We start from the raw sequence: 20,938 nt of genomic DNA on the forward strand, positions 1-20,938 counted from the left end.
AGTCCGCCGGGATCGACGAGCGGGTGTTCGAGAACGCTGGGGAAGGCGCCCCTCGAGCACAGGAGGTCCCGGTGGCGACGACTCGTGGCGTTCTTTACGTCCACACGGTGCCGTCAGCGTTGTGCCCGCATGTCGAGTGGGCCGCGGGCGGCGTACTTGGCGTGCCCGTGAAACTGGACTGGACGCCCCAGCCCGCGGCTCAGGGCACCTACCGGGCCGAGCTGTCCTGGCAGGCCGAGGCCGGGACCGCGGCGAAGCTGGCGTCCGCGCTGCGCGGGTGGCAGAAGCTCCGGTTCGAGGTGACCGAGGAGCCGAGCAACGGTGTCGAGGGTGAGCGGTACTCGTTCACGCCCACGCTCGGCGTCTTCCACGCGACCACCGGGGTGCACGGCGACATCATGGTGCCGGAGGAGCGGCTGAAGGCAGCGATGCTGAAGGCGGCCACCGGCGAGGCGGACCTGGCCGAGGAGGTCGAACGTTTGCTGGGCCGGCCGTGGGACGACGAGCTCGAGCCGTTCCGCTACGCCGGCGACGGCGCGCCGGTGCGCTGGCTGCACCAGGTCGTCTGAGCTCTCATGGCTGAGCGGAACCTGAGAACTTCAGAAGAAAGCCGTGAAAGGTAAGGACTTCCTCGAACTTTTCGCCAAGACTGAGCATCAGACATCTCACCAGGGTGGGAGGGGCCGTGGCCGCTGGGCCACCGGGTGTCGGGACACCCCCGGTTGTCGCAAACAGCGGCCGCACCACGTGGAGGGCGCGAACCTCAGGGTTCGCGCCCTTCGTGCGTCCTACGTGGACGCGCGCGATCAGCCAACCGCTCGGCGGCCCTGGAGTCACTCGACTACCTGCTCGGCCGGAACGCGGTCGGCACGTGCTACGTCACCGGCTACGGCGAGCGGTCCAGCCACAACCAGCACCACCGCTTCCGGGCGCACTCGCTGAACCCGGGCCCCGTCGCCGTACCTGGCTCACCGCCGACAACCAGGCCTGAAACGCAAAACGCCCGCGCGACGAGTCGCGCGGGCGTTCTCAGGTTCAGAAGGTCACGGGAAGCGGGAGGCCAGGGCGATGCAGGCGCCGGCGGCGGCCAGGGTGAAGAGCATCGCGATGCCGGCGAAGCGGGCGGTGACTTCCTTGTCCACCTCGTCGTAACCGACCGAGGAGCCGATGTCCTTGTAGACGTCCTCGAGCTCGCCGGCCGACTCCGCCGTGTACGCCTCGCCGCCGCTGATCTCGGCGACGCTGCGCAGCTCGGCGCGGTCCGGTGGCACCCGCTGCCGGATGCCGTCCATCTCGATGAAGCCGGAGTCGGTGCCGAAGCAGATCGTGTAGACCGGCGTGTTCCTCGCCTTCGCGGCCTGCGCGCCCTCCTGGGCGGTCCGGCCGACCGTCCGCTTGCCGTCCGAGAGCAGCACGATGCGCGCCGGGGCCGGGTCGTTCGGGTGGTCCGGGTCCGGTGGGACCTGGGTGAGCGCCTGCAGCGAGGTGAAGATGCCCTCACCGGTGGCGGTCGACTCGGCCAGCTCCAGCCCGTCCACCGAGCGCAGTACCGTGGCCCGGTCGGTGGTCGGCGGCACGATGATCGACGCCGTACCGGCGAAGTTGACCAGGGCCACGTTGAACTTGCCCGGCAGCTGGTTGATGAAGTTCTTCGCCGACTTCTTCGCCGCCTCCAGCCGGTTCGGCTCGATGTCGGTGGCCATCATCGACAGTGACACGTCGATCGCGACCACGATGGTGGCCCGCTCGCGCGGCACCTTCACCTCGTCCTTGGGCTGCGCGAACGCCACGATGCACGAGAACGCCGCCAGCAGCGCCAGTACGACGGCCAGGTGCCGCCGCCACTGCGGGCGCCGCGGCGCGACCCGGTCGAGCAGCGCGATGTTGGTGAACCGCAGCGCGTACTGCGCCCGGCGGTGCTGCAGGAAGATGTAGCCCGCGACCACGACCGGGATGATCAGCAGGAACCACAGCCGCCCGGGAGACAGGAACTCCATCAGCGAGCCACTCCCTTCGGCGGTTGGTGCAGGCGGGGCGCGACCCGCCGGTAGGCCAGCACGAACCGCACCGTGTCGGCGACCCAGTCCCGGTCGGTCCTGAGGACGAGGTGCCCCGCACCTACCCTACGCAAAGCGGTCCTGGTTCGTTCCCGTTGCGCCAGGGCCGCGGTCGCGAACGCCTCCCGCACCTTGCGCCGCCGGGTGTCGATCTCGCGCACCGCACCGGTCTCGGGGTCGCCGACCAGCACGACGCCGATGTTCGGCATCTCCAGCTCGCGCGGGTCCACGATCTCGACCGCGAGCACCTGGTGCTGCGCGGTCAGCTTGCGCATCGCCCGCTCCCAGGACGGCTCCATGCGGGGGTCGATCTCGCTGTCCTCCGGGGTCAGGAAGTCGGACACGATCACCCGGAGCCCACGCTTGCGCTGCGTGCGGGCCATCGACTCCAGCGCCGCCGCCAGGTCGCTGCGGTGCGCCTCCTGATCGCCGTTCACCTGCTCGGCCAGCAGCGCCCGGAGCAGCCCGTACAGCGCCAGCCGCCCGGACCGCGCCGGCCAACGCCGCAGCGCCGAGTCACGCAGCATCAGCCCGCCGAACCGGTCGCCCAGCCGATGGGTGAGGAACCCGACCGTCGCCACAGCTGCGACTGCCAGCTCCCGCTTCTCGAGCTGCGACGTACCGAAGTCCATCGAGGCCGACAGGTCGACCAGGGCCCACGTCTCCAGCTCACGGTCCGCGATCAGGTCCCGCACGTGCGGCACCGTCGTACGCGCGGTCACCGCCCAGTCCATCCGCCGTACGTCGTCGCCGACCTGGTACTCGCGGGCTTCGGCCAGCTCGGTGCCGGGACCGGGCAGCAGGCCGAGGTGCTCACCGTGCAGGTACCCCTCCAGGCGCCGTACGACGGTCAGCTCGAGCCGCCGCAGTGCGCGCTCGGGAGCGAGCTGCGAGATCGTCATCGCAGCCCGCGGGTCTGGTCGGTTGGGCACTACACAAACTCCGGACGGCCGGAGCCGTCGGTGCCGTCGCGCCAGACCGGCTGGGGCGGCGGGACGGTGGCGAGGATCCGCTCGATCACGGCGCGCGGGTCGATGTTGTCGGCCACCGCGTCGAAGGTCAGGCCGAGCCGGTGACCCATCACGTCCAGCGCGACGGTCTGGATGTCGCTCGGCAGCAGGTAGTCGCGGCCGTGGATCAGCGCCAGCGCCCGGCCGGCCGAGATCAGGCCGAGGGTGGCGCGCGGGCTGACGCCGAGCTCGATGATCGGCTCCAGGTCGGGCAGGTGGAAGTCGGACGGCGTCCGGGTCGCCATCACCAGGCGGACCGCGTACTCAGCGACCAGGTTGTGGACGAAGACCTGCTCGGCCGACCGCTGCAGCTCGAGGATCGTCTCCGGCTTCAGCACCTGCCGCGGCTCCGGCGGGTCCACGCTCATCCGGCGCAGGATCTCGAACTCCTCGTGCCCGCGCGGGTGCGGCACGTCGATCTTCACCAGGAACCGGTCCCGCTGCGCCTCCGGCAGCGGGTAGACGCCCTCGGACTCGATCGGGTTCTGGGTGGCGATCACGATGAACGGCTTCGGCATCGGGAAGGTCTGGCCGCCGATCGACACCTGCCGCTCGGCCATCAGCTCCAGCATCGCCGACTGCACCTTGGCCGGGGCCCGGTTCACCTCGTCGGCGAGGACGAAGTTCACGAAGGTCGGGCCGAGCTCGATGTCGAACGTCTCCCGGGTCTGCCGGTAGATCCGGGTGCCGACGATGTCGGAGGGGACCAGGTCGGGGGTGAACTGGATCCGGGCGAAGGTGCCGCCGACCACCGAGGCGAAGGTCCGCACCGCGAGCGTCTTGGCGACGCCGGGGACACCCTCGAGCAGGCAGTGACCCTTCGCGAGCAGTGAGACCATCAGCGTCTCCACCATGTGCTCCTGGCCGACGATCACCCGCTTGACCTCGCTGATCGCCTCGCCGATCAGCCGGGACTGCTGGGCCACCGATCCAGCCGGCACAGTGGTTTCGGTCATGCCTGTCCTTCCGGGGTCCGCCTCGGACCTTGTCAACGCCGCGCCGTCTCCCGGCGCACTCACAACACCGGCCATTCCATCAGATCCCCGGGTCCCCCGGGCGCACGGCCCACCAGGTCCATCCCTATCCTCCCCGCCCACTCAAGTCCGCACGCACCGAGCGGCCTGTCGTCACGCCCGGTGACTACGGCGGCTCGTGGGATGCCCGTCCGGAATCCGGGTGTGGCGACAGTGCTACCGGGGATGTGGTGGGATTGGGGGTGATGACTGCGACCGAATCCCCCACCGAGGTGCGGCCGGCGGATGCGCCGGAGCAGGCACCTGCCCGGGCGATTCCGGACGCGCTGCCGCTGCTGCCGGAGGACCCGCCCCGGGTGGGCGCGTTCTGGCTGCGCGGACGGCTCGGCGCCAACGCAGCCGGTTACCTGTACGCCGCCAGCGACGAGACCGGCGTGGACGCGGTCGTGGCGATGATGACCGAGGGTTCGGCCGACGACGCCGCGGCCCGGGACCGGTTCGTCACCGCGGTCGACGACCTGCCGGACGAGGCCGTCCTGGCGCACAACGACGGTGACGACGACGACCTGGCGCTGTGGGTGGCGATCGGGCCGATCCGGGCCGACGACGGGTCCAGCGCGGCCTCGGACGAGCGGCTGATCGCCGAGCGACGCGGTGAGGACGTGCTGTCCGCCGTACTGATGGACCGGATTCCGCACATCGGGCGGTTCCGGGGCCCCGACTTCCTGCACTACTGGGAGGGCCGACGGCGTCCGGGCCTGTTCCGGATCTGGCCGTTGCCGTGGCCGAGCGCGCTGCGGGCGGCGTCGCGGTGGGCGCTCATCCTGTCCCTGGTCGCGATGGCGGTCGTGATGGCGCTGGCCGTGCTGCTGGCCTGGCTGCTGTTCCGGAACGCGGAGCCGCTCGAGCCGGAGCCGGTCATCCCGACCCCGACCAACACCTCGACGGTCACGGTCACCCCGACCACGCCGCCGCCGGCGCCGACCACCGGGCCGACGCCGACCACCGGTCCCAGCCCGACACCGGGGAGCCCGACCAGCGGCATCCCGACGACGCTGCCCAGCACGAGCGGCAGCCCCGGCACCGGCGATCCAGGCGACAAGTTCTAGCTCGTCGACTCCCGCGCGCGGGTCAGGCTGAGCAGGCCGATCAGGCTGATCACGGCCCAGGTGCCTTCCAGCAGCAGGAAGCCCCAGGACGACTCGACCGCGGCGATCACCGCGAGGACAGCCGAACCCACCAGGTTCAGCAGCTGGTACGACGTGGTGCGCTGCCGCAACCATCCGGCCTGGGCGGCCGCGAAGGCGGTCAGGATGGTGAGCGCACCGGCGATCTCGACGATGTCAATGGCATGCATCGGAGTACCCCCTCCTGGGGGTGGGCGCCGTCTTGTCGTGGACCGGGTACGACGCCACTCGTCCGGGGAGCCGCAGATCGCGGCTCCTCCCTTTCAGGATACCAATCGCGCCAAGTCCGGATCGCGCCACAGATTGACGGGCACCGGCTGCCGGACAAGCGCCGCGTCGGCTCGGATCTCGGCCGCGCTGGCTGCCGCGATGAGCACCGACGTGACCGCGGAATGCCTGGTGGGAAAGGCGAGTGCGGCCTGTGGCAGCGAGACGCCGTACCGCTCGCAGACCGCGGAGATCCGGCGCGCGCGGATCGTTGCCGGGTCACTCGACTGCTCGGTCTGCAGGACCTGCGGCGTGAGGATGCCGGACACGATCACCGACACCCGGCGCGCCAGGCAACGATCGAGCAGCGGCCGCGCGGACTGGTCGAGCAGCGAGTACTGCCCGGCCAGCAGAACCGCATCCAGCTCGACGTCGCGAACGATCTCGTCGAGCAGTCGCCAGTCGCCCGACGCGACACCGATCGCCTTGATCACACCGTCGCGCCGCAGTTCGTCCAGCTCCGGGTACGTCGTCTCGACCGCAGCCGGATCCTGGATGAACACCAGGTCGACGGCGAGCCCGAGCCGCTCCATGCTCGCCTTCACCGACTCTCGCGCGTCGCCGACCACCTTCGTCGACACCAGAAACTGACCACGAGGCCGCCGCTGCAGCGCCGTACCGAGTCGTTGCTCGGCGACGCCGTACGCCGGTGAGGTGTCGAAGAACCGAATACCGGCCTGGTACGCCGCGTCGACGGTGGCGACCGCCTTCGCGTCCCCGTCCGGGCCCAGTGGCTCGCCGAGTCGCGAACCACCGAGCCCGAACCGGGGTGGCCGGAACTTGCTCGCCGCAAGGGGCGTGAGAGCGTGACTGGGAGCAGCCATCGCACTGTCACCTCCCCTGGGCCGGCAAGTCCCTACCAGGATCGGGGTTGGGGACCGAACTCGCATCCCGAACCCTCGCGTTGGGTCAGCGACCGGACTCGTAGAGGGTTCGCACCTCCGCATCGGTCAGCGCGCGGTCGTAGACGTGGACCTGGTCGACGGTCCCGTCCAGGTGGTCGACCTGGTTGCCGCCGAACTTGGCCCGCCCGATCACCGTGTTCCCGGTCGACGTCGCGTCCAGGCTGCACGCGGACTTCGTGGCCACGAGCCGGCCGGCCAGGTAGAGCTTCAGCTCACCCTTCACCACATCCCGTACGCCGGTCAGGTGGTACCACTGATCCGGGTTCGGCTTCGTCGGGGAGAGTGCGCGCACCCCCGGGAAGCTCATCGCGAACCGCTGGTCCTGGCCGGAGTACTGCAGGAAGAAGGCGCTGTCGCGTGTGCCGTCCTGGCTGACCACGGTCTGGAACGCGCCGTCGGCCTTGTTCAGTTTCACCCACGCGGCGGCCGAGTAGTTGCCGTTGGTGTCGAGCAGCGCGGCGCCGGTGTCGACGTACTGGCCGGATCCGTGCAGCGCAACGCCTTCGCCATTCTTGCCGGGGGCAAAGATTGCTCCACCCACCAGAGTTGCGTCGTTGTTGCCGACGGCATCTTCGGTGGTTCCGTCGAGTGGGTAGAAGTGGATGCCGTCGGGTCCTGGGGTGCCCGGGCCCGGGTTCGGGCCGCCGGTCCCAGTGCCGTCGGCGCCAGTGATGATGGCCTGGTTGACGGCCCGCACCTGGGCGAAGTCCATCTTCGGGACCTGCCGGTCGTAGGTGAAGAAGCCGTTCAGCTCGCCTTCGACGTCGGTGATCTGGGTGTAGACCGAGCCGCCGATGCCACAGGTGTTCGCCGATCGCAGGACGCGTCGCGCTGGTTCTCGACATACCGGCGGGTAAGGGTGGCAGAGTCCGGTGTCATCTCGTAGGCGAAGCCGTCGCCGAACCACATGTGGTCGGCGACCTTCAGACCGAAGCCACCGTGCTCGCCGTCCACGGCGCCGCGCTCACCGGCCGGCGAAGGCGTGGCCGGGCCGAGGTAGGCGTGGTGGTCGATCAGGTCGCCGCGGCCCGAGTCGCCCTTGGAGTTGCAGCAGTTGACGCCGCTGTGCGCGTTGACCAGGCGGGACGGGTCCTGCGCCTTGACCGAGTCGGCGATCCGCCCGGTCTCGGCCTGCTCCCACTCACCCCAGCCTTCGTTGAACGGCACCCAGACGGTGATGGAGGTGAAGCTCTTGTGTTCCTCGATCAGCTCGTGGAGCTCCGCCTTGAACTGCGTCCGCCAGGGTTCGGGCATCGCGTCCGTCTTCGACGACGGCATGTCCTGCCACACCATCAGCCCGAGCTTGTCGGCCCAGTAGTACCAGCGGTCCGGCTCGACCTTGATGTGCTTGCGCGGGTGAGGGTCATGACGCCACCGGGATGGTGATCGAGGACGGGTCGCCGGCCGGGGAGCTGAAGGTGACGGTCTTGCCGATCACACTGCGACCGAGGTAACGAGGATCGACCGTGTCGACCACCAGTACCAGGTGATGACCGGCCGGCACCTCCCAGCTGGTCGCTTCCAGCCGGATGTCGAGCGGCACCGCCTTGCCGGGTGTCGCCCCGCGCAACGTGATCGGCTTGTGCGCGATCAACGAGCCGACGCCGAGCGCGTCAACGTCGTACAGATAGGCGAACAGCGAGGTGTCCGGACCGGACGGCTGCACGGTCAGATGCAGCTTCGGCGCACCGTTGATGACGGCGCCACTGGTGTAGACCGGGCCGGACCAGACGCCCGCGAACGACCGGTCCACCAACGGCGTCACGACTCCGGTCGGAATCGACAGCAACCCTTGCAGAGCGCCGGAAACGAGCGCCACACCGCTGTCGGCGATCGTCGGCACACCCGTGCCGATCCCGTTGTTCCATCCCGTCGACGCCTGCGCCTGCAGCACCCCGGTCCGCGACAACCCGATCGGCTTGGTGAGGTACGACGTACGCGACTGCCCGACGGCCGCCCAACTCGAGTAGCCCCGCCAGACTCCGCGCTGCGACATCAGCTGGACCGGAGCCTCGTCGTCGGCGCCGTTGTCCGCGCCCGTCAGGTAGTGGTGCAGCCAGGCGGCGAGCTCGTCCCAGGTTTCGTTCGGCAGGCCGATCGCACCCGACGCCTCGGGCGTCGCGTGGTCGCCGTGGGCGAGGAGCAACCGCTTCGGCCCGGTCAACCGGGTGAAGAAGTCGGTGTACTGCGTCGGCGGGAAGATCGAGTCCTCGAACGCGTTGGCCAGCAACACGGCCGGACGGTTGGCGTTGATCCGGTCGACCACGGTCGCCGCGGACCGGACGGGGGCCAACTGCTTCGCCTCGGCGATCGCGCCGTCGAAGTTCCCGCTGACGAACTTCGCCTGCAGCGACGCCATCTCCGGGCCCGGCCGGCCGGTGACGTTGCCCAGGGCAAGCAGACCGGCGACGGACTGGAGCGCGACGGTCTCGTTGGGATCGAGCGAGGCGATCAGGTCCGCCCAGCCGCTCATCGCGCCGACCGCCTTGATCCGTGGGTCCTGCGCACTCGCGAGCAATGACGTGCCGGCGCCGTACGAGATCCCGACCGCCGCGACCCGGCTCGTGTCGGCCGGCGTGTGCTCGTCGGCCCAATCGATCACCTCGCTGACGTCGGCGACGGTCGGCGGACCGGCGATGTCGATCCCGCCGCCGGTGTCCCAGAAGCCGCGACTCGAGTACGAGATGACCTGGAACCCGGACTTGGCCAGCTTTGCGCCCTGGCCGACGTACTCAACGTTCGGGACGCCCCAGCTGGACGGCATCACGACCAGCGGGAACGGGCCGGCCCCCTGCCCGGTCGGCGTGAGCACGACCGCGCCGATCTCGATCCCGCCCGCGCCCGGGATGCGCTGGTACGACGTGCTGAACCCGGCCTGATCCGCCTCGGCGCCGACGGCCGGGCCGATCGAGACCAGGGCAGTTGTCAGGGCCGTGGTCAGGGCCGTTGTCAGGGCAAGGACGACCGCCAGAGCGGCTGCGATTCTGCGCACGAGGACGACCTCCGGCTCGGGATTACCGGAGAGTAGCCACAAATCTGCCGCTGTGTCACTACCTCGGCACGGTGAGTACCGGATCCACCCCGGTCGCCTCGACCGACCAGGTCCACAGCCGCTCGGCCAGCGCCGGGTCCTGCGCGGTCCGGGTCGGCAGCACGATCGCCGGCTTACCGCGGTACTCGAAGAAGCCGGGCCCGACATAGGAGCCCGGCCGCAGATCCGGGTTGGTGGCGGCGTAGAGACTCGGCCAGGCGCCGGCGGCCGCCGACTGCGCGACCAGCTTGTTGATGCCGGTCCACACCCTGGCCTCGAGGGACCGCCCGGCCAGCTCCGGTCCGTGCGTCTGGAGATGCGTCGAGGCGTAGCCGGGGTGCGCACCGGCGCTGAGCAGGTTGGTCCCGGCCGCCCGCGCCCGCCGGTCGAGCTCGAGCATGAACAGCAGGTTGGCGAGCTTGGACTTCCCGTACGCGACCCACTTCGAGTACCCCCGCTCGGGCCGCCGGAGGTCGGACTCGCGGATGGTTCGCGCCGTCCGGTGCATCATCGAACTGACGGTCACCACCCGGCTGGAAGGTGCCTTGAGCAACAACGGCAGCAGCCGCCCGGTGAGGGCGAAGTGACCGAGATGGTTGGTGCCGAGCTGCAGCTCGAACCCGTCCGCGGTCTGCCGGTACGGCGTCGCCATCACGCCGGCGTTGTTGACCAGCAGATCGAGCCTGTCGTAGGTCTTCGTGACCTGGTCGGCCGCCTTCTCGACACTCGTCAGATCGGCCAGATCGAGCTCGACGACGATCGGCTCCCGGCCGGATGCCTGCTCGAGGTCGCTGGCGCTTCGCGCCGCCTTCTCCGGGTTGCGGGCCGCGATCAGCACCTCGGCGCCGTGCCGGAGCAACTCGAGCGCCGTCTCGTAGCCGAGTCCGCTGGTGGCGCCGGTGACGAGCGCGCGCCGTCCGGTCAGGTCGGGGATGTCCGCCGTACTCCAGGTCATGCGCCCACAGTATCCGTGGGCGCACGACCTGAATTGTCAGAGGATCTTGCGGGCCTGGAAGGCTTCGGTCACCTTCGCGGCCGTGGCCTTGCCGTAGAGCAGCCGGGCGGCCTGGACGGTGACCCGGGCGGCGTCGGCGAACGAGGTGTCCGGCGCGTAGAAGAACGTGCCCTCGAGGATCACCTTGTTGGCCTTGGTCCGGCCGAGCGCCTTGTGGATGTCCCACAGCGCGTTCGACCAGATCTCACCGTCGTCGTGCACCTGGCCGACGATGTCGTCGGTGGTCTTGCCGGTGTCGGTACGGCGCAGGCAGTGCGGCTCGGTGGTCGTGTACGACGTGGCGTCCCAGTCCATCACGCACGGCAGGTCGAAGTTCCGGCTCACCGGCACCGACATCGTGACGGCCCAGTAGTCGCCGAAGCCCTCGCCGATCGCGCCGGCCTGCAGCGACTCGCCGTACCCGGGAACGACGTCGTCCTGGATCGCGTGGCCGTACTCGTGCCAGATCACCTCGGCGTCCTCGCCGTCGTCGACGCCGCCCTCGCCCATCGTGATGACGTCCTTCGACGGGTCGTAGAACGAGTTGTCGCCGTTGTAGGTGTTGATCTCGAAGTCCTGCGACTCGTTGTTCACCTCGGTGAAGCCCAGGCTGTGGATGTACTCCTGGGTCTGGTTGACCTGGTAGTACGCCATCACCTGCTCGAACCGGTCGTCGTCGCGGTAGTACAGGAACCGGTTGTCCGTGCTCTCGGCCAGCCCGCCCTTCGCCTTGACGATGTTGACGTAGGTGCCCTCGAGCTTGCCGGTGCCGGCCAGGTTGCGCAGGATCACGCTCTTGTGGGCGGGGAACAGCTCGTCGGTGTTCGCGTCGTCCTGGTCGGTCAGCTTCTCGTTCCGCTCGCTGACCACCGGGTTCGGGTCGAACACGATGCCGCGGCCGTCGGCGTGGTCGCTGATCACCTTCGACTCGACCACGTCACCGGACTTGGCGTCGACGAGAGAGCGGGTGACGCCCTGGGCCGACCGGCTGGTGACGTTCCAGACGAGTCGCGCGTCGGGGCCGCCGAGGACGGCGAGCTGCGCGGCGCCGTCGGTCGCGGTCGGCGCCGGCGTGACGTCCTTCTCCGGCCCGGCGATCCGGGCCCGGGCGGCGCGGGCGCTGACCGCCGCGTTGGCCGACTTGGTCGCTGTTGCCGACGGCACCTTGGCGGTCACGTCCAGGTTCGCCGGTACGGCGTCGCGCCCGTCGGCGATCTGGACACCGCCGGATGTGGTCACATGCTTGGCGTAATACCCGTTGATGACCGGCAGGCCCTTGAACGTCTGCTGGTACCAGTAGTGCTTGCCGAGCAACGAGGTCTTGGTCTTGATCAGCTTCAGGCCGGACGGATCAGCCGCGGATCTGTCCGGCGCCGCCCCCGCGGCGCTGGTGAACGACATCCCCATCGACACGGTGGCCAGACCGGCGGTGACGACCGCGATCACGCGTTTCGCCATGTGTTCCCCTCCTAGGTAGACGAGTTGCGTAACCCAACAACTACGATCCGTCGACCCTAGTTCGCGCCAGTGCCCGGTGGGAAGCAGAAAGTCACGCCGGTCCGCGCGCGCAAGGGAAATCAGCCACCCGCGAGCAGGCGGATCACGTTGGGAAGCACCGAGACGCCGACGTCGGGGTCGATCGCGCGCTGCACGCCCAGGCCGACGCCGAGGCTGAGCAACGCGGTGGCGCAGTCGGCCGCCGGCATCGGCAACGTGATGCCGAACTCCTTCGCGTGCTCCTCGAGGAGGACGGTCACCGCGTCCCGGATCTGCGCGTTCCGCTGGGCGAGCTCCCGCCGTACGACGTCGTCCTGGCGGGCCCGAGTGGCGAACTCGACCTCGAAGACGGTCCAGGCCTGGTCGCCGATGGTGGCCTCGGCCCAGCGCTGGAACGACTCCAGCATCGCCTCGAGCGTGGCGGCGCCTTCCAGTGCCTGGGCCATCCGGTGCGCCTGGTCGGTGCGGATCGCGTCGACCACGGCCAGGCAGAGCTCGTCCTTGTTCCGGAAGTTCGAGTAGACCGCACCCTTGGAGTAGCCGGCCTCGTCCGCGACCTTCTCCAGCGACGTGGCGCCGTACCCGTCCCGCAGGAACAGCTCGGTCGCGGTCGCGACCAGCGTCTCGCGGGTCCGCGCCTGGCTCTCCGCCCGCGTCATCCTCGGCATGGTCCGACTCTAGTGCCTGCGGTATTGGCATTCCCTGGGTATTCGGATACCGTCGGTTTCTGGAGGTGGTCGTCCATGGACGTCGTTGTGGTTGGTGCTGGGGCTTCCGGGCTCGGCGCGGCGATCCGGTTGAAGCAGGCGGGGATCACGGACTTCGACGTACTGGAGAAGTCGTCGTCGCTGGGTGGGACATGGCGGGACAACACCTATCCGGGGTGTGCGTGCGATGTGCCGTCGGCGCTGTACTCGTACTCGTTTGCGCCGAACCCTTCGTGGTCTCGGGCGTTTGCCGGGCAGTCTGAGATCCAGGCGTATCTCTCCGACACGGCTGCTCGGTACGGCGTTGTTCCTCATCTTCGCTTCGGGGTGGAGATGCTGCGGGCGCACTGGGATGCGTCGGCTGAGCGGTGGTTGCTCGAGACCAGTGACGGGCCTTTGGAGGCACGGGTCTTGATCACGGCGACCGGGCCCTGGCATCAGCCGTTGATCCCGTCGATCCCGGGGACGTTCGACGGGCCGGTCTTTCACTCGTCGCGGTGGGACCACTCGCTTGACCTGACCGGTCTTCGGGTGGCCGTGGTGGGCAGTGGTGCGTCGGCGGTGCAGTTCGTGCCGGCGGTCCAGCCGTTGGTGTCGTCGTTGCACCTGTTTCAGCGGACGGCGCAGTGGGTGTTGCCCAAGCCGGATCACCGGGTGCCAGGGGTGGAGCGGTGGGCGTTTCGGCGGTTCCCGGTGTTGCAGCGGTTGTTGCGGCGGGCCGAGTACGTCGGGATGGAGGTCTTGGGGCTCGGGTTCCGGCATCCGTGGATCATGCGGGCGGTGCAGCAGGTGGGGTTGCTGCACCTGCGTCGTTCGGTGCCGTCGGCCTCGTTGCGGGCGGCGCTCACTCCGTCGTACACCCTTGGCTGCAAGCGATTGCTGATGTCGAACACGTACTACCCGGCGCTTGCCCAGGACAACGTTTCGGTGCATCCCACCGCTGTGGCGGGGTTTGACGGACGGCAGGTGATCGGGGCGGACGGGACTCGGGTCGAGGCGGATGTGGTTGTGCTCGGCACCGGATTCCGGATCCTGGACTTGCCGGTGGCAACCACCGTCTTCGACGCATCCGGCCGCAGTCTCGCCGATCACTGGCAGGGCAGTCCGCAGGCCTACCTCGGCACCGCGGTGGCCGGGTTCCCGAACTTCTTCAACCTGCTCGGGCCCAATCTCGGCACCGGGCACACGTCGGCCTTCATGATCCTGGAGGCGCAACTCGACCACGTGCTCGGCGCGGTCTCGTCGTTGCTGGATCGCGGCTGGTCGAGCCTCGACGTACGCCCTGAGGTCCAGGCGTCTTTTGTTGCGAAGGTCCAGTCGGCCCTGGCCGGCACCGTCTACGAGACCGGCGGCTGCGCCAGCTACTACCACGACGTGAACGGCCGCAACAGCTTCAGCTGGCCCTGGTCCAGCGCCCGCCTACGCACCCAAGTCGCCCACTTCGACCCCACCGCCTACACGATCACCGCCCCCTTGGAGCTGGTCCGATGAAACCCCTCCCCCTCACCAACGCCGTGGTGGTAGTCACCGGCGCCACCCGAGGCATAGGCCGAGCCACCGCCCAAGCCTTCGCCACAGCCGGCGCCACCGTCTACACCGGCGACCTCGACGCCCCCACCCCACCTCCCGCCACCCCGGGCGTCTCCCGTCACCCCGACACCCGCGGCCTCTACCCGAACCCCGACACCCCCGGCCGCTACCCGCACCCCGACACCTCGCCGACCGACCCCACTGCCCCACGTCCCGGCGTACCCTCCCCCGACCACACCCACCCGACGGCCGGCCCGCCTCACGCCAGCGCCTCGCCCGGCAGCACCGGACCCACCGCCGGCCCGCCTCACGCCAGCGCCTCCCCCGACCACACCCGCCCGACCGCCAACCCGCCTCATGCCAGCGCCTCCCCCGACCACACCCATCCGACCGCCGGCCCGCCTTACGCCGGCGCCTCGCCCGCCAGCGCTGGCCCGGCTGCAGTCGCCGGGCGGATCTACGGGCCGTGGTTTCTCGACGTCACGTCCCGCGACTCGTTCGTGTCTTTTGTTGACAATGTGATTGCCGACAGTGGGCGGATCGACATCCTGGTGAACAACGCCGGCGTGATGCCGCTCGGGCGGTTCCTCGACGAGCCCGACGAGCTGAGCCGGACCACCCTCGACGTCAACGTCTGGGGACTCATCCACGGCATGCGCCTGGTGCTCCCCGGCATGATTGCCCGCGGCAACGGTCACGTGGTCAACATCGCCTCAATGGCCGGCAAGATCCCGTTCCCCGGGATGGCGGTCTACAACGCGTCGAAGTACGCCGCCGTCGGCCTGACCGCGGCCGTACGCCGCGAGCTCCACGGCACCGGCGTCACCGCGAGCGCCGTACTGCCCAGCGCCGTACGCACCTCGCTCTCCTCCGGCGTCCGCCTCGGCGGTCTGTTGCCGACTGTCGACCCGGAGGACGTCGCGGCCGCCGTACTGCGCACCTGCCGAACCCGACAGGCAGAACTGACGGTCCCGCGCTGGCTCGGCGGCTGGAAGGTCCTGGACGGCCTACTCCCATCACCACTCACGGCCTGGGGCCGCCGCGTCGCCGGCGACGACCGCGGCCTGACCGTCGACGACGCCGCCCGCTCGGCCTACGCCGACCGGATCGCTTCCTTCAGCCGGACGCGAGCGGTTTGACGGGGTACTCGCGCAGTACCAGCGAGGTAGTCACCGGCCCGAGCCGCCCGATCGCGTCAACCACCTGCTCGAGCCGGCCGGCGTCCGGCGTGTGCACGTCGAGCAGGAAGCAGTCCTCACCGGTCAACCTGTACGTCGCGGTCACCTCGTCAAGCGTGGCGAACAACTCGAGCGCATCGGGAATCCGCGCGTGCGACGTACGGACCCGTACGACGGCATGGATGTTGAGACCGACCCGCGCAGGATCAACGACGGCCCGGTAGCCGGTGATCACCCCGGACCGCTCGAGCCGCTGGATCCGCGCCGACACCGCGGGCTGGGACAGGTTCACCTTCCGGCCGATGTCCGCACCGCTCAGCCGCCCGTTCTCCTGCAGAATCGCCAGGATCTCCGGTCGATGTCATCCAATGAACTACTCGTCGATTCGCCCATCCGCCTTCACTTCATCAGCTCGTCTGGCCCGACCCCGATGACCTCGCCCATCCTGACAGCTCACCAAAGCACTCAGGAGCCACCCATGCGATTCATCATCGTCCCCGGCCTCAACGGCTCAGACCACAACCACTGGCAGTCCGTCTGGGAATCCACGTGGCTCCCCGGCGCGACCCGCATCGCCCCGGCCTCCTGGACCACTCCAGACCTCCCCGACTGGACCAAAGCCATCACCGACGCCTTGACCCCAGAACCAACCGTCCTGATCGCCCACAGCCTCGGCTGCCACGCCGCCGCCCACTACCTCACCGAGGAGACCGAGCTCTCCCCTGTCGCCGCCACTAATCCGCTCCTGCCGCAGCCGGACGGGCCGACCAGGGTGAGGCCCTCCGCCCACCTCTCGTCGCCCGCCGACGGCTCCCCACCGTCCACGGTGCGCTCTCACCAGTCCGCCGTACGCGGCGTCTTCCTGGTCGCACCGCCCGACCCGACGGCGCCCACCTTCCCCGCCGACCTGCTTCCGACCTTCACCGACCTCACCCCCAGCCCCCTCCCCGTCCCAGCAGTGCTGATTGCCAGCGACAACGACCCGTACTGCACCGTCGACGCCGCCGCCCGCCTCGCCACCGCCTGGGGAGTCCCGCTGATCGTCACCGGCAGCCACGGCCACCTCAACTCCGACAGCAACCTCGGCTCCTGGCCGCAAGGGCAACAACTACTCACGAGCTTCCTCGCCGGCCTCGGCGCCCGCACCGAGTAGAGGACCGATCCTGACCGCTTCCCCTCCTAGCGTTTGATCCGTAAACCAGGAGAGGATCAGCCATGTCGAAGTTGAGCCTGCAAGCCCAGAACCGCGCCACCCTGCACCGCCAGTGGCTGATCGAGCGCCACGACGCCACCGCACTCGAGGCAATCGAACACCTCGTCGGCATGCAGGCCCAGTCGCCGCTCGCGCCGTACGTCGGACTCTGGACCCGCCTGAACAACTTCCAGCCCGCCGAGCTCGCCGGGCTGCTCGAGAGCCGCGAGGCCGTCCGCGGTTCGATGATGCGGGCAACGATCCACCTGATGTCGAGCCGGGACTTCCTCGCGTTCCGCGCGGTGACGCAGCCGCGGCTCGAGCGCGAGGTGTTCCAGAACATGACGTACGGGCGGCACCGGCTCGAGGGTCTCGACATCGACGCCGTACTCAAGGCCGGCATCGAACGCATGGCGGAAGGCCCCGCGACCGCCGTACAACTCCGCGAACACCTCGGGCCGCTCTGGCCCGACCGCGAACCGGCCGCGCTCGCCCACGCCGTACGCTGCCTGCTCCCCACCATCCAGACCCCGCCCCGCGGCATCTGGGGCAAGGGCGGCAACCCCGCGATGTCCACCGCCGACCTCTGGCTAGGCTCCCCCGTCGACCCCGACCCGTCCGTCGACGACCTGGTACGGCGCTACCTCGCCGCCTACGGACCCGCCTCCGTCGCTGACGCCCAAACCTGGTCCGGCCTCACCCGCCTGTCCGAGGTCTTCGACCGCCTCGACCTCCGCACCTACACCGACGCCGAGTCCGGCCGCACCCTCTACGACCTCCCCGACATCACCCTCCCCGACGAAGACACCGAGGTCCCCACCCGCTTCCTCCCCGAGTACGACAACCTCCTCCTCTCCCACGCCGACCGCTCCCGCTGGATCGACACCCCCACCCGCCAGGCCCTAACCCTCCAAGAGGTCCTCACCCGAGGCTCCACCCTCCACAACGGCCGAGCCACCGCCCTCTGGAAACAAACCAAATCCACCAAAACCCAAGCCACCCTGGAAATCCAGCCCATCATCCCCCTCACCCGCCCCATCCGAACCGCCCTGGAAGCCGAAGCCCACAACCTCTTGGCCTTCACGTCCCCAGGCGCAACGCACGAAGTCAAGTTCACGGCCTGAGCTGCCGCCTCTCGGGGTCCGAGGAACTCAACTTCAACTCGGCGGTGCCTGCATGCCGGCCTGCTCCAGAGTGCTGACGCGTTCAGTCAAAGCAGGCGTGTTGCTCATGACTTGGTCCTTGCGGCTCGTCTCCCGGCCAAGAGTCTGCTGATGCTGCATCTGCCAGCCGTACAGGACCTGCACCAGCGTTTCGCCGTACCCCATCTGCGCGGCCCTTCGATCCGCCTGCTTGACGTGCCAGCGGTTGAGCCATGCAAGGAACGGAGGAGCGATGAACGGTGTCAAGTACAGGAAGAGCCAGATGCGGCCATAGCCCAAGGCAAAGACAGCGAGCGCGAGCCCGACATAGGCCATGACGAGGAATCCAACGATGAGGCATCCGACAGCCGGCACGCGCCGGATCAATCGGGCGACGCCTCGCGCCGCAATCAGTCCACACCGCGCCGGGATCGAGTACCAGAAGCTGAGCATACTGAGCCAGGCACGCCCGCCCAGGTGGTGACTGAGCTCATGCGCCAGGGCAGCCTCGAGATGCGCCGGCGGCAACGTGTAGAGCGCCCATCTTGTCGTGGAAACGATGTGCCCTGGCGTAGGCGTCGCGTTCACGTCATCCGATTCCTGAATCCACAGAGAGAAACGGCCCTCACGGATACCAGCACGCTGCAAAAGTTGGTGCCAAGCCGGTCCCAGCCGTTGTTGCTCGACAAGAGTCGGTTTGCGCAGCCGGAAGAGATACCTGGCCATCAGGTCCTCTGTCACGGGCAGGAAGCTGACGGCACCAGACAGAATCCAGATGGCCACCACGATCCATCCCCAGCCGAAGCCGATGGCGCCAGCGATCCACGTGACAAGAACAAGACTCCAGAAGAACCACGGCACAGCCGCCAGCAAGGCCGTCCATGCAGAAGCTTCCGGGAGGACGACAGATGGTCGTGGCCGCGACGCCGCCGGTCCACCCTGGCTTCCGCCGGCCGGCGGAAGCTGTGCCCACTGAGGTGGCACGCTGCCCGGCGGCATGGCCGGGTTCGGCGGCTGCGCCGGACCTGGTCCGGAGCCCTGAGGCCAGGCACCGTTGTGTTCGTCGTGATTCCCAGGGCCTGTCATCTGGATGCTCTCTTCCTACGACAGTTCGATCTGGCGGCAGTCGTCATCCGTTATCAGTACACGGACACGTGGACGTGGTCGTAGTGGCCGCCGGTGGCGTCGGTGGGGCTGTAGACGCCGCCACCGTTGTACGGGATCCAGGTGCCTCGGCGGGCGGACCAGATTTTGCCGTACCAGATGACGTAGCGCACGCCGGTCTGGCCGGCGGTCTTCACGGCCCAGTTTGCTATCTCGTCGCCGCGGGCGCGCGCCGGGGACGAACGTCGGGCGTCGGCGCCGACCATGAGGTCGCAGGCCTTGCCGCGGGGGTGGTCACTGGTCGGGTTCCAGACGTGTGCGTCCCAGCAGCTCATGCTCAGGGTGCCGAGGTTCTGGCGGGCTTGGGCGACCCAGGCCGCCGTACGCGGGGTGACCATGCCGCCGGTGCCGGTCGGGTCCGTGACGGACTGCTCCTCCGGCGGCCACACGCCGTTGACCGGCTTGCCGGAGATCAATCCCTCGCCGCTGCCGCAGTCGTCGTCCTGTGCGACGCCTTCGATGCCGCCGCTCGGAACCGTGCCTGCTCGGCCGGCGTACGGGTTACCGGGGCGCGTGAGGTCGATGCCGGCCTGTGCGGCGATCTCCCGCGCCTCCTGCTCACGCAGCGCGTAGCGGTCCGGGAACGCCGAAACCTGAACGGCCTGCGCGGCGTCGCCGTACGCCATCGACGGCCAGCCGTTGATGTCCACCAAGCCCGGCGGATCCGGCGCGTCCTTACCACCGAAGAAGGCTTTGATCGAATACACCGGGTCCGACGTGATCTTCTTAGCGTCGCCCCATCCCGCCCCGGGCCGCTGTTGGAAGAGCCCGACCGAGTCGGCATCGCCGTAGGCCAGGTTCTGCAGATCCGACTCCACCAGGGCCGTCATCAGCGCGATCAGCGTCGCCTGCCCGGGAAGGCCGCGCTCGACGGCGACCTGGTCGATGAGCTTGGCCCAGGCGATCTGGGTGGCCCGCAACGGTCCGCGCGGATTCGGGTTCACAGCCTGCCCGGGGTCGAGCGGCAGGCAGGCAGCCTGCGGCTTGCTCGTTCCGCCGAACGGCGCGAGCATCAGCAGGCTCGCCACCCCGACCACCGCCAGCGCGGCCGCTGCCTTGACGAACACGCCCCTGTTCGCGACTGCGAAAATGCCCCTGCCGAGATCGCGCTCATCGAACATCGCAGCCCTCCACCGACGTGGTCATGGCCCGGTACCGCCTGAAACCTCGCTGATGACCCATTGGTTGTTCTGATTCACCAGCGTGACGAGCAGGGGTACGTCGAATCGCTGAGCGTGCTTTCCGGTGACGTCGATGGTGACTTTGACGAATCTCGTGATCCGGTCGGGTGTATCGACCGGCGCCTCCGCGTTGGCCGGTGGAGCGCTGACCGGGGCGGCGATCACCGTCGACTTCCCGCCGTCCTTCTTGAGGGCCTCGAAGGTCGGATCGCCCGCAGAGGTGAAGCTGGACGCGACCTCAGCCGTCATGTATTTCGCAGCCTTCGCGACCAGAGCCGAGTACGACTCGGTGGTTGGATCGCGTGTGTAGAAGGCACGTGCCCAGGTGCCGACCACATCGGTGGCGAGCGCGGTCGCCTCGGCCGCCGGGCGCTGGGTTTGCGGCGGCGGAGTTGTCAGGGGCGGCGGTGTGGCTTCGGAACTTCCTGGTCCTGGTTGGGTGTTCGATGGCGCGGTCGGCAGGACCACTGAGCGTCCGGGTGTGAGCAGGCCGACGGGAGCGCCGTCGTCGGAGCTTTCGCGGCCGAGCAGGCGCGGCAGACCGCCACCGAGGCCGAGGATGATGATCGCCAGTACGACGACCAACGCGACGATGACGGCCGGACTGGTCGGCTCGGCCTGACGTTGGTTGCGCAGCCAAGCCATCCGCTGCGCGTGGTCGTCGCGCCGCCATTCCTTCTTTGCGCGACGGCGATCGCGACCGCGGAGCTCGCTCATCTCCTCGGGATAGTCGTAGTCCGTGCTCATCAGCGAACGCCAACCGTCCGGTGCGTCCGGACGCCGACGCTCTCCGCGGTCGTCGTACTCCTCGTATTCGCCGGACTCGTCGTACTCGGAGCCGGTGTCGCGGGCGTGCCGGCTCGAGGCGCGACGCGCGCCTTCCCGTCGATCCTCAGGCGATCGGTGCTTGCGTGCCATCCGC

General features: G+C 69.2%; 21 protein-coding genes, 1 pseudogene and 1 riboswitch. Of the genes and pseudogenes, 7 read left to right on the forward strand and 15 right to left on the reverse strand.

Features of this window, described 5'->3' with window-relative positions; all coding sequences use genetic code 11:
* Positions 1-71: 71 nt before the first annotated feature.
* Together ACWCOV_RS22200 and ACWCOV_RS22205 are read left to right on the forward strand one after the other, a co-directional pair.
* Complete coding sequence (locus tag ACWCOV_RS22200) at positions 72-569, forward strand: DUF3145 domain-containing protein (protein ID WP_360520828.1); 498 nt, start codon at positions 72-74, stop codon at positions 567-569.
* Positions 570-704: 135 nt separating this feature from the next.
* Positions 705-935: pseudogene (locus ACWCOV_RS22205) on the forward strand (glycoside hydrolase family 9 protein); the annotation flags it as partial.
* A 108-nt stretch (positions 936-1,043) separates the two neighbouring features.
* On the opposite strand, the gene ACWCOV_RS22210 reads toward ACWCOV_RS22205, so the two are convergent.
* From ACWCOV_RS22210 to ACWCOV_RS22220, 3 genes are read right to left on the reverse strand one after another with little or no spacing between them, the layout of a single operon-like run.
* Positions 1,044-1,997: a VWA domain-containing protein gene (locus ACWCOV_RS22210; protein ID WP_449831188.1), complete on the reverse strand. Its 954-nt coding sequence runs from the start codon at positions 1,995-1,997 to the stop codon at positions 1,044-1,046.
* Entirely contained in the window at positions 1,997-2,959 is a 963-nt protein-coding gene (locus tag ACWCOV_RS22215; protein WP_449831189.1) for a DUF58 domain-containing protein, read from the reverse strand. The genes ACWCOV_RS22210 and ACWCOV_RS22215 overlap by 1 nt, the downstream gene beginning before the upstream one ends.
* 29 nt (positions 2,960-2,988) lie before the next feature.
* Positions 2,989-4,023: an AAA family ATPase gene (locus tag ACWCOV_RS22220; protein ID WP_360520810.1), complete on the reverse strand. Its 1,035-nt coding sequence runs from the start codon at positions 4,021-4,023 to the stop codon at positions 2,989-2,991.
* Between the two features lie 263 nt (positions 4,024-4,286).
* On the opposite strand from ACWCOV_RS22220, the gene ACWCOV_RS22225 reads away from it, so the two are divergent.
* Positions 4,287-5,150, forward strand: a complete 864-nt coding sequence (locus tag ACWCOV_RS22225; RefSeq protein WP_449831190.1) for a hypothetical protein — start codon at positions 4,287-4,289, stop codon at positions 5,148-5,150.
* Here ACWCOV_RS22225 and ACWCOV_RS22230 read toward each other — a convergent pair.
* From ACWCOV_RS22230 to ACWCOV_RS22265, 8 genes are all read right to left on the reverse strand, one after another.
* Positions 5,147-5,398, reverse strand: coding sequence for a CBU_0592 family membrane protein (locus tag ACWCOV_RS22230; RefSeq protein ID WP_449831191.1), 252 nt, complete (start codon positions 5,396-5,398; stop codon positions 5,147-5,149). The two genes, ACWCOV_RS22225 and ACWCOV_RS22230, sit on opposite strands and share 4 nt — an antisense overlap.
* A gap of 21 nt (positions 5,399-5,419) precedes the next feature.
* A riboswitch (guanidine-III (ykkC-III) riboswitch) is annotated at positions 5,420-5,487 on the reverse strand.
* 4 nt (positions 5,488-5,491) lie between these two features.
* Positions 5,492-6,319 carry an aldo/keto reductase gene (locus tag ACWCOV_RS22235; RefSeq protein ID WP_449831192.1) on the reverse strand — a complete coding sequence of 276 codons (828 nt, stop codon included), beginning with the start codon at positions 6,317-6,319 and terminating at the stop codon, positions 5,492-5,494.
* Positions 6,320-6,404: 85 nt separating this feature from the next.
* Positions 6,405-7,112: a LamG domain-containing protein gene (locus ACWCOV_RS22240; RefSeq protein WP_449831193.1), complete on the reverse strand. Its 708-nt coding sequence runs from the start codon at positions 7,110-7,112 to the stop codon at positions 6,405-6,407.
* 35 nt (positions 7,113-7,147) lie between these two features.
* Positions 7,148-7,693, reverse strand: coding sequence for a hypothetical protein (locus ACWCOV_RS22245; RefSeq protein ID WP_449831194.1), 546 nt, complete (start codon positions 7,691-7,693; stop codon positions 7,148-7,150).
* Between the two features lie 70 nt (positions 7,694-7,763).
* Positions 7,764-9,392: a CocE/NonD family hydrolase gene (locus ACWCOV_RS22250; protein WP_449831195.1), complete on the reverse strand. Its 1,629-nt coding sequence runs from the start codon at positions 9,390-9,392 to the stop codon at positions 7,764-7,766.
* A gap of 58 nt (positions 9,393-9,450) precedes the next feature.
* The gene (locus ACWCOV_RS22255) at positions 9,451-10,386 is read right to left on the reverse strand and encodes an oxidoreductase (protein ID WP_449831196.1); all 936 of its coding nucleotides are present in this window, start codon (positions 10,384-10,386) and stop codon (positions 9,451-9,453) included.
* Between the two features lie 36 nt (positions 10,387-10,422).
* Positions 10,423-11,883: a M36 family metallopeptidase gene (locus ACWCOV_RS22260; protein ID WP_449831197.1), complete on the reverse strand. Its 1,461-nt coding sequence runs from the start codon at positions 11,881-11,883 to the stop codon at positions 10,423-10,425.
* A gap of 119 nt (positions 11,884-12,002) precedes the next feature.
* A complete protein-coding gene (locus ACWCOV_RS22265; protein WP_449831198.1) occupies positions 12,003-12,590 on the reverse strand; it encodes a TetR/AcrR family transcriptional regulator in 588 nt (195 codons plus the stop codon).
* A gap of 75 nt (positions 12,591-12,665) precedes the next feature.
* On the opposite strand from ACWCOV_RS22265, the gene ACWCOV_RS22270 reads away from it, so the two are divergent.
* Together ACWCOV_RS22270 and ACWCOV_RS22275 are read left to right on the forward strand one after the other, a co-directional pair.
* On the forward strand, positions 12,666-14,120 hold the full coding sequence (locus ACWCOV_RS22270) for a flavin-containing monooxygenase (RefSeq protein WP_449831199.1): 1,455 nt from the start codon (positions 12,666-12,668) through the stop codon (positions 14,118-14,120).
* Positions 14,117-15,298, forward strand: a complete 1,182-nt coding sequence (locus ACWCOV_RS22275; RefSeq protein ID WP_449831200.1) for an SDR family NAD(P)-dependent oxidoreductase — start codon at positions 14,117-14,119, stop codon at positions 15,296-15,298. The genes ACWCOV_RS22270 and ACWCOV_RS22275 overlap by 4 nt, the downstream gene beginning before the upstream one ends.
* Here ACWCOV_RS22275 and ACWCOV_RS22280 read toward each other — a convergent pair.
* Positions 15,276-15,686: an Lrp/AsnC family transcriptional regulator gene (locus ACWCOV_RS22280; RefSeq protein ID WP_449831216.1), complete on the reverse strand. Its 411-nt coding sequence runs from the start codon at positions 15,684-15,686 to the stop codon at positions 15,276-15,278. The two genes, ACWCOV_RS22275 and ACWCOV_RS22280, sit on opposite strands and share 23 nt — an antisense overlap.
* Before the next feature lie 129 nt (positions 15,687-15,815).
* On the opposite strand from ACWCOV_RS22280, the gene ACWCOV_RS22285 reads away from it, so the two are divergent.
* Both ACWCOV_RS22285 and ACWCOV_RS22290 read left to right on the forward strand, forming a co-directional pair.
* Entirely contained in the window at positions 15,816-16,490 is a 675-nt protein-coding gene (locus tag ACWCOV_RS22285; RefSeq protein WP_449831201.1) for an RBBP9/YdeN family alpha/beta hydrolase, read from the forward strand.
* A 62-nt stretch (positions 16,491-16,552) separates the two neighbouring features.
* Positions 16,553-17,653, forward strand: a complete 1,101-nt coding sequence (locus ACWCOV_RS22290) for a winged helix DNA-binding domain-containing protein (protein WP_449831202.1) — start codon at positions 16,553-16,555, stop codon at positions 17,651-17,653.
* 33 nt (positions 17,654-17,686) lie between these two features.
* Here ACWCOV_RS22290 and ACWCOV_RS22295 read toward each other — a convergent pair whose 3' ends face one another.
* The 3 genes from ACWCOV_RS22295 to ACWCOV_RS22305 all read right to left on the reverse strand — a co-directional run bounded on the left by ACWCOV_RS22295 (position 17,687) and on the right by ACWCOV_RS22305 (position 20,934).
* The gene (locus tag ACWCOV_RS22295) at positions 17,687-18,532 is read right to left on the reverse strand and encodes a M48 family metalloprotease (RefSeq protein WP_449831203.1); all 846 of its coding nucleotides are present in this window, start codon (positions 18,530-18,532) and stop codon (positions 17,687-17,689) included.
* 278 nt (positions 18,533-18,810) lie between these two features.
* Positions 18,811-19,956: a hypothetical protein gene (locus ACWCOV_RS22300; RefSeq protein WP_449831204.1), complete on the reverse strand. Its 1,146-nt coding sequence runs from the start codon at positions 19,954-19,956 to the stop codon at positions 18,811-18,813.
* A 21-nt stretch (positions 19,957-19,977) separates the two neighbouring features.
* Positions 19,978-20,934: a hypothetical protein gene (locus ACWCOV_RS22305; protein WP_449831205.1), complete on the reverse strand. Its 957-nt coding sequence runs from the start codon at positions 20,932-20,934 to the stop codon at positions 19,978-19,980.
* Between the last annotated feature and the right edge of the window lie 4 nt (positions 20,935-20,938).

It is taken from the genome of Kribbella sp. NPDC002412 (genome assembly GCF_053592935.1).